This window comes from Streptomyces sp. NPDC058051 (assembly GCF_042885475.1).
GTDB lineage: Bacteria > Actinomycetota > Actinomycetes > Streptomycetales > Streptomycetaceae > Streptomyces.
In genome coordinates, this window is sequence record NZ_JBHVRW010000027.1 from 107,506 (window position 1) to 114,923 (window position 7,418).

6 protein-coding genes are annotated in these 7,418 nt (G+C 71.9%); 4 read left to right on the top strand and 2 right to left on the bottom strand.

What is annotated here, in order from left to right:
• The first annotated feature begins 317 nt into the window (after positions 1 to 317).
• Entirely contained in the window at positions 318 to 1,634 is a 1,317-nt protein-coding gene (locus ACFVUT_RS31400) for a wax ester/triacylglycerol synthase domain-containing protein (RefSeq protein ID WP_389656132.1), read from the top strand.
• Between the two features lie 186 nt (positions 1,635 to 1,820).
• On the opposite strand, the gene ACFVUT_RS31405 is transcribed toward ACFVUT_RS31400, so the two are convergent.
• Entirely contained in the window at positions 1,821 to 3,041 is a 1,221-nt protein-coding gene (locus ACFVUT_RS31405) for a wax ester/triacylglycerol synthase domain-containing protein (RefSeq protein ID WP_389656129.1), read from the bottom strand.
• 25 nt (positions 3,042 to 3,066) lie between these two features.
• Positions 3,067 to 4,443, bottom strand: coding sequence for an NAD(P)-binding domain-containing protein (locus tag ACFVUT_RS31410; RefSeq protein ID WP_389656126.1), 1,377 nt, complete (start codon positions 4,441 to 4,443; stop codon positions 3,067 to 3,069).
• 406 nt (positions 4,444 to 4,849) lie between these two features.
• Here ACFVUT_RS31410 and ACFVUT_RS31415 point away from each other — a divergent pair, with 406 nt between their 5' ends.
• The 3 genes from ACFVUT_RS31415 to ACFVUT_RS31425 all read left to right on the top strand — a co-directional run bounded on the left by ACFVUT_RS31415 (position 4,850) and on the right by ACFVUT_RS31425 (position 7,015).
• On the top strand, positions 4,850 to 5,464 hold the full coding sequence (locus tag ACFVUT_RS31415) for an ABC transporter ATP-binding protein (RefSeq protein ID WP_389656123.1): 615 nt from the start codon (positions 4,850 to 4,852) through the stop codon (positions 5,462 to 5,464).
• A complete protein-coding gene (locus tag ACFVUT_RS31420) occupies positions 5,461 to 6,330 on the top strand; it encodes an ABC transporter permease (RefSeq protein ID WP_389656120.1) in 870 nt (289 codons plus the stop codon). The genes ACFVUT_RS31415 and ACFVUT_RS31420 overlap by 4 nt, the downstream gene beginning before the upstream one ends.
• 163 nt (positions 6,331 to 6,493) lie before the next feature.
• Positions 6,494 to 7,015: a hypothetical protein gene (locus ACFVUT_RS31425; RefSeq protein ID WP_389656117.1), complete on the top strand. Its 522-nt coding sequence runs from the start codon at positions 6,494 to 6,496 to the stop codon at positions 7,013 to 7,015.
• Positions 7,016 to 7,418: the final 403 nt, after the last annotated feature.

Genomic DNA, 7,418 nt, shown 5'->3' on the forward strand with positions numbered 1-7,418 from the left:
GTGGTGGCCGGGAGACGGTCCCGGGCGGCTCCGCGTCCCTGCCGGCGGGCCCTGCCGGGCATCGAGCCCGGCAGGGCGGGAGGGGAGCGCGTACGTCGGGGACCGCGGGCGGGTACGGCCGTTCACCGCGGCCGGATATAAACCGTACTTATTCAGGCCGAGGTGACGCGTTCGGCGTCGCTGCGGACGCGTCCTCGTCGGCGGCCCTTCTGATCGGTGGTCCGTCCTGGTCGGTGGTCCGTCCCGGTCGGTCGGGGTGGCCGAACGCCCGGCCGCGCCCCGCCTGCCCGTCCCTTGGTACGAACTGGAGCCCCCTGATGCCCGTGTCCGACCCGTCAGCCCGGTCCGTTCCCTTCCCCAGCCACCCCGCCCACTCGGTCGATCGCGCGTTCCTCAGCATGGAGCGCCGCCACCCCGACCTCCGCTGGGACGCCGGCGGTGTCGCGTACCTGAGCGGTCCGCCCCCGAGCCTGGCGGACTTCCGCGCGTACGTGGGCTCACGCCTGGGCCGACTGCCCCTGCTCACGAGCCGGGTCGAGGGCGGTTCACGGCGCCCCCGGTGGCGGCCGGACGCGGATTTCACCGTCGACCGGCACGTCCACGAGGTGGTCGCAGAAGGCCCCGCAGGGTGGGACGCCGCTCTGCACACCGCGCTCGACGCGCCGTTCGCGCCCGGCACCTACTGGGGGGTCTGGCTGGTCCACGGCTCTGCGCCGGACGAGTACGCCGTGTGCTACCGCTTCCACCACGCCTGCCAGGACGGATCGGCCGCCGCGATGACCTTCCGGGCCATGCTGGGCGAGGGGGAGCCCTCGGCCCGCCCGGTGCCGAGGCAGCGCCGCCTGGCCGGTCTGCCCCGACGGGTGGGCACGGCAGTCGGGCTGACCACGATGTTCCTGGCCGGCTCCCTCGCCGTTCGCGGCCACCGTCCGGCCGTCCCCTTCGTCCCCACGGGAGAGCGGCGGCTGTGGCGGGGCCGGGTACCTGCGGACACCCTCCGCCGGATCGCTGCGGCACATGGCGGATCGGCCCACGACGTCCATCTGGCCGCGCTCGCCGGGGCGTTGTCGGCCTGGTCGGCCCGGTCCGGCGTACCGCTTCCCCGGGTGACGGCGCTGCTGCCCGTTGACGCACGCCGCCCGGACGAGGAACAGACCTGGGGCAACCGTTGTTTCGCCCTGCCGCTGGAGCTGCCCGTGCGGACCGCCCCGGAACGCGGGACCGGATCCCGGGACGGCGACGCGCCCCTGCGGCGGCTGGAGCACGTCATGGCCACGACCCGGAGGCTGCGGGGCGAGGCGTGGCGGCAGGCCATCCAGGACCTGGTCCACTACATGCCGGACCGCCCGACCGAGTGGTACCTGCGAAGGATGCTCTCCCCGCGCGTCACCGACGTCATGGCCACGTCCATGCCGGTCGCCGACCAGGGAAGCCTGGGGGACGGCCGGGTGACGGGCGTCGCCCTGCTCCCCCTGCTCGTGCCCGGGCACCTCTTCGGAGTGGGCCTGTCGTTCTTCGGTGACTGGACCGAGTCGTCCTTCGTGGCTGACCGCGCCCTTCCGCTCGGGGAACTGCTTCCGGAACTGTGGGAGCAGGCCGTGGGGGAACTGGAGGGAACTTCCGCGCCGGTGTGAGCGCGAGCGCGGCGGCGAGGAAACTTCCGCGCCGGTGTGAGCGCGGCGGCGAGAGAGAACGTACGCGCCGGTGTGAGCGCGGCGGCGAGGGAACCTCCGCGCCGGTTGTGAACGCGGAGGCGCCCGGGGCCGTACCGATCGCTCGGGTGCGGCCCCGGGCCGAGCCGCCTGTGTCAGAGCCTGCTCTCAGACCACCGCTTCGAGTTCTGCCAGGGCCGTCAGCCACAGCCCCGGGAGGTTCGCGCCGCGGGCGAAGGCCGTGTCGTGGACGACGGAGAGCGTGCACTCGGCCCGGTACCTGAGCAGCGTCAGATGGCAGAGCTGACCGGGCAGGGGAGCGCCCAGCCCCAGCGCGCCGTCCAACCGTGCCTCACCGAGGACCGGTTGTGGCACGGCCGCGGGGAAGTAGGTGCCGGTGAGGGAGGCGTGGCGCGGACGCGTGAGCAGCCGCAGCGTGCCGAGGCTCACCGGACGCGGCGCACGCCGCATGAGAGCACGGGAGGTGTGCATCCTCCGCTCGACGTGCCCGGGCTCCAACTGACGTGAGAGAGAGGCGAGACGGTGCAGAGGAAGGGGCTCCTCACAGGGCAGCCGGAGACGCACCATCGTGAGGAAGTTGCCCACCGCGCCCCGTTCGCCACCGGTCCGGACCGACAGGGGCCAGAGGAGTGTGAGAGGAGCCGGACGCTCTCCCTCGGCCAGGGCGACAGCCCGCATCGCCCCGGACAGCGAGGTCAGGAAGACCGCGCTGACGTCGGTGCCTAGGGCCCGGGAGACAGCGAGCAGCCGCCGGGTCTGCACCGTCCCGACGGCCGTGGAGAGCTTCCCCGTCGGCGGTCGGCGCAACATGGACCAGGTGCCGCTGCCCCGCAGGCTCCGGGCGACGTCGCCCATGATGCCCAGCACGGCACGGGAGGAGACCCGCCCCCCGCTGTCGGCGGGCGGAGGTGTGTCCTGGACGCCGGGCGACCTCTGCGGTGCGACGCGCGGGGTGAACAGCGTCCGCAGCACGTAGTGGTGCCCCGCGCCGTCTTCCAGAGCGTGGTGGATGCGGAACACCAGCACGTACTCGGGCAGGCCGGTGGTACCGGCGTACCCGTGGATCAGCCAGAGGTCCCAGGGCGGGCGGGGTGCGGCCGGCAGCGGCCGCATCAGTACGTCCTGGAGACAGTCCTGCCACTGCTCCCGGGGATCCGTCATGAGCAGATCGTGTACGTGGTGACGCAGGTCGAGGTCCGGGACGGGCACGAAGCAGGGAAGAGGCCCCAGCCCCTCCTCGACACGGTGGGTCAGCGTCGGAAGGTCCGTGAGTCCGGCCCGTACGTGCCGACGCAGGGCGTCCGGTGAGGGCGGCTCCCCACGGAAGCGCACCGCCCACCCCACCGCCAACTGGTGCGTGCCGGACATCCGGTGGAACACCTGGCTGAGCGGATCACAAGGCGTCGGCCGCCGGGGCGGGGCCGGCCACGGCGGGCAGGGCCGGGACGGCGCCGCGTGCCCGGCGTCTGCCTGCTCGGCGTTCCCGGCGGAGGGCTCTTCGGTAGGAGCGGAAGTCAATTTCGATCCCGTGGCGGTAGGTGGACACGTACGTCTTGCGATGGCGGCGCCACTCGCGCGCGATCGCCCGTGACATGTCCGTCGGCGACGGCAGCGCGACCGCGCCCTCGATCAGCTCGGCGATCCATTCCGCCTGCGGTTCGAGCAGCGGGAACGCCGCGCCGGAGGGCTGCGCGAGCCCCATGAAGTAGAGCCCGGGGATGCGGGGCGGGACCGTGCGCAGATACAGCTCCGTGCGGCCGTCCGAGGTGGCGAACACGGAGGGTTCCAGGAAGGGGAAGGAGATCCCGTAGCCCGTGGCGTACACCACGGCGTCCACCGATTCGCGGCTGCCGTCCCTGAAGGCCGCTGTGTCCCGGCCGAAGGAACTGACACCGGGCTTCGGTGTGACCGCGCCCCGGGCCAGCTGGGCGAGGAGTTCGTCGGAGGTGGAGGGATGGCCGGCGAGCGGTCCGCGGACCGGTTCGGGGAGTCCGTAACGAGCCGGGGCACCGCGGGCGAGCCGCAGGAGCAGCCGCAGTGCCGGATCCTTGAGGAACCGCGGGAGATCGGACAGCGGGCTCCACACCAGATGGTCCGCCGGACGGCCGAGCAGCATCTTGGGGAACAGAGGGGCCGCGTCGCGCGCGGAGAGGAACGTCCGCGCCGCCGTACGCGAGATCTCCGCCGCGATTTCGCACGCGGAGTTGCCCATGCCGATCACCAGCACCCGCCGGCCGGCGTACGGGGCAGGGGTGCGGTAGTCGTGCGAGTGGATCGCGGTCCCCTCGAATTCCTCGGCGCCGGGCACGGCGGGGGCCGGGAGGCGCGGATCCCAGTGGTGCCCGTTGGCCACCACCACCTCGGTGTAGCGCCGCGTCTCCTCGGCCACGCCGCCACGGCGCCGGCAGACCACCTCCCAGCCGCCGTCGTCCAGGGGCCGCACCGAGGTGACCCTCGTGCCGAACACGATGTGGCGGTGCAGGCCGAACGACGCGGCGTAGTCCTCCAGATAGGCCAGGACCATGCTGTGGTGCGGAAAGACCGGGTAGGTCCCCGGCATGGCCAGGGAGGAGAAGGACATGCTCTCCTTCGAGATGTTGGCGTGCAGGGACGCGTACACCCCCGACATGCCGTTGTCGTTGCCGTACCGCCAGAGTCCGCCGATGCCCGACCCGGCCTCGAAGCAGTCGAACGGAACGTTCCGCGAGGCAAGGACCTTGCTCGCGGCCAGGCCGGACGGACCGGCGCCGATCACGCATGTTCTCCGCATGACTGACCGACCTTCCTCGTGCGTGAGTGACCTCTCCGGCCTTCAGGTGAACGGGACCGCCGGAGGGGCGCGGCGACGGTGTCAGGACGGGCGGGCCCGGATGCCCGGGCCCGGTACCTGACCAGCGGACCGGGGCAGAACCCGGTCGGACCTGCCGCCCCCGGTCCTGGCCACGCTAGCCGCCCCGGTCGACCCGCAACCTGCTGCCGCCGGTAAAGCCGCCGCACGTGTGACGCGGTGTGCGCCGGATTGACGCCGGGGACGGCACTGCTCCCGGCACTGTTCCCGGTGCCGTTTCCGCTGCGCTGCCTGCTCGTTGGGCACGGGCGGATCGGTTCGCCGCCCATCGGAAGACGCGTACCGCTTCCGTGGCCTTCCGGAAGACCTGGCACGACGGAGCAGCGCGATGGACGTCACAGATGTGCACCACTCCTACCGGCAGCACGCCGTTCTACGGGGCGTCGACCTCCGGCTGCGGCCCGGGGTCCTCGCCGGGATCGTCGGGGAGAACGGCGCCGGCAAGACGACGCTGCTGAGGATCCTCGCCGGTGAACTCGGGCCGGACCGGGGCTCGGTGCACCACAGCGGCAGGTTCGGCTACTGCCCGCAGTCCGTGGTCCTGGACGACTCCTTCACCGTCCGCCAGCACCTGGACTTCTTCCGGCACGCCTTCGGGCTGGCGGACCTGCGGCGAGCAGAGGAAGTGATGGAGACCCTGGCCTTCACCGAGTACCTCGACCAGCGCGCGGGTGTGCTCAGCGGGGGCTCACGGCAGAAGCTGAACCTGACTCTCGCGCTCATGCACGACCCGGACGTGCTGCTGCTCGACGAGCCCTACCAGGGCTTCGACTGGGAGACGTACCTGCGCTTCTGGGAGCTGGCGACAGGGCTGCGCGACGCCGGACGCTCGGTGCTGGTCGTCTCGCACCTGGCCTACGACATCGAGCGGTTGGACCAGCTGTGGCGCCTGGAGGACGGGCGCCTCCACCGCCAGGACCGGTGCGCGGAGGCGGCGGCATGAGGCGGCACTGGTCCCTGTTCACCACGGCCTCCCGGTACGCGCTGGTCGGTCACGCCCGCAACCGGTTCGCGATGCTGCTGGTGGTGCTGTACATCCCCGTGTGGATCGCCCTGGCCTACCTGACCATTCCCGACCGGCCGGCGCCGTTCCGGCTGCGGGCCACGGGCGAGGTCCTGACCCCGCCCGGCAACCACCTCACCCAGATCACCGGCGCGCTGAACGCGGTCACCCTGATCGCCGGGTTCATGATGTTCGCCGCCACCTTCACGGGCGGTGCCTTCGACCGGCGCCTGGCCATGGCGGGGTACCCGCGTCACCACCTGGTCCTCGCCAAGCTCTCCGCGCTCACCCTGGTCTGCGCCGCCGTCGCGGCATACGCCACGGCCGCCGCCGGCTTCGCCTGGTCCCCCCGACAGCCCCTCATGCTCGCTGCCGCGCTGTTCTGCGCCGCCCTGACCTACGGCGCGCTCGGAGTGGTCTTCGGCTCGGTGCTCCGCCGTGAGGTGGAGGGCATGTTCGCCATCCTGATGATCAGCATCATCGACGTCGCCCTGCAGAATCCCCTGTCGAGCTCCGGGTCGGACAGCGCCGTCGTGCGCTTCCTGCCGTCGTACGGAGCCGTGCAGGCCAGCATGTCCGCGGCCTTCTCCGACGCGCCGGTGGCCCAGGGCCTCGCGATCCAGTTGCTCTGGCTCCTGGGGGCGGCGCTGGCCGGGTTCATGGTCTTCCGCCGACGTACCCGCGACGCGCTCCCACCGGAACGGAAGCGACGCACCCCCGACCACTCCGGACCCGGCGTGAACGCGGGCGCGTCCGCACACACGCCGGAGCCCGGCGCAGCCGCACAGCGCGTACGACCCACCTGACCGGCGGGACACCGGCCCCGGCCTGACAGCCGCCGTGACCTGCGGGCCACCGGCCGCCTGGTCCGACAGCCGCCGTGACCTGCGGGAGGCGGGGATCGTTCTGCAACCGGGCGTTGATTCGTCGCCCGACCACCACAACCTTCACGCAAGGAGCACGATTTCCATGACCCTTTCGCGTACCGTCCAGGGCGCGGTCCTCACCGCGGCTCTCCTGTCCGCCTCCGCCGTGGCCTTCCCCGCCACCGCGCAGGCCGCTCCGCTGCCGCCCGCGTGTCAGGAGGCGCTGCTCACGACCCTCGACAAGTTCCCCGTCGCGGACTTCACGGTCCCCGACAAGGTCCAGAACGCCATGCTGAACGAGGTCGCGAACCTGAGCGAGGCCGACCAGCAGACCTTCACCGAGACGGCGTGCGCGGCCTGGAACACCTGGGCCACCCGGAACGGCCAAGCAGTGGCCACGGACCTGGACACCCGCTACCGGAACGCCGCCGGACCCGCGTGCAACAAGTTCACCTCCTCCGCCATCGGGACGATCAAGAAGTACGCCCCGAACATCCCCGCCGCAACGCGGGAGTTGGAGAAGGTGGCCAAGAAGGTCTGGCAGAACGCCATGCAGAAGCTGGCCGTGGAGGCCACCAACGCCGACTGCCGTAAGGCCTACAACGGGGTAAAGGCCGGCTGGTAGCGAGAGCGGTCGGAATGACGCCCCGTCCGCCGTCCGCCGTCTGACGTTTCGGTCCGGCGCCCGACGTTTCCCGTCCGTCGTCCGACCCGACGGCCTCGGTCGGCCCCATCGACTCCGTAGCCGCCTGCAAGGGTGTCGAGGGGCCGTGGTCGTAGCCCTGGCTGACGAGACGGAAACTCCGGACGAGACCGCGCCTGTGGGATTCGTGGTGGTGTTTCCGCACCTGAACGAGTGCCGCCGCCTGTTGATGGGGGCGAGGCCCGGATCCCGGAACACGGCGGGAGCCGGGCCGTCGCGCAGAAGGCTTCGGGCTCGCAGAGAATCAACGTGTTGCTTCCGGTGATGTGGCTCGTTGACGTGGTATGGGCATACCGCAAGAGGTTCGAGGTCAACTGGCGGCGAA

What these genes read in the sequence shown, in the direction of transcription:
- ACFVUT_RS31400 (WP_389656132.1), top strand. Translation starts at nt 318, where the DNA reads ATGCCCGTGTCCGACCCGTCAGCCCGGTCCGTTCCCTTCCCCAGCCAC.
- ACFVUT_RS31405 (WP_389656129.1), bottom strand. Translation starts at nt 3,041, where the DNA reads ATGTCCGGCACGCACCAGTTGGCGGTGGGGTGGGCGGTGCGCTTCCGT.
- ACFVUT_RS31410 (WP_389656126.1), bottom strand. Translation starts at nt 4,443, where the DNA reads ATGCGGAGAACATGCGTGATCGGCGCCGGTCCGTCCGGCCTGGCCGCG.
- ACFVUT_RS31415 (WP_389656123.1), top strand. Translation starts at nt 4,850, where the DNA reads ATGGACGTCACAGATGTGCACCACTCCTACCGGCAGCACGCCGTTCTA.
- ACFVUT_RS31420 (WP_389656120.1), top strand. Translation starts at nt 5,461, where the DNA reads ATGAGGCGGCACTGGTCCCTGTTCACCACGGCCTCCCGGTACGCGCTG.
- ACFVUT_RS31425 (WP_389656117.1), top strand. Translation starts at nt 6,494, where the DNA reads ATGACCCTTTCGCGTACCGTCCAGGGCGCGGTCCTCACCGCGGCTCTC.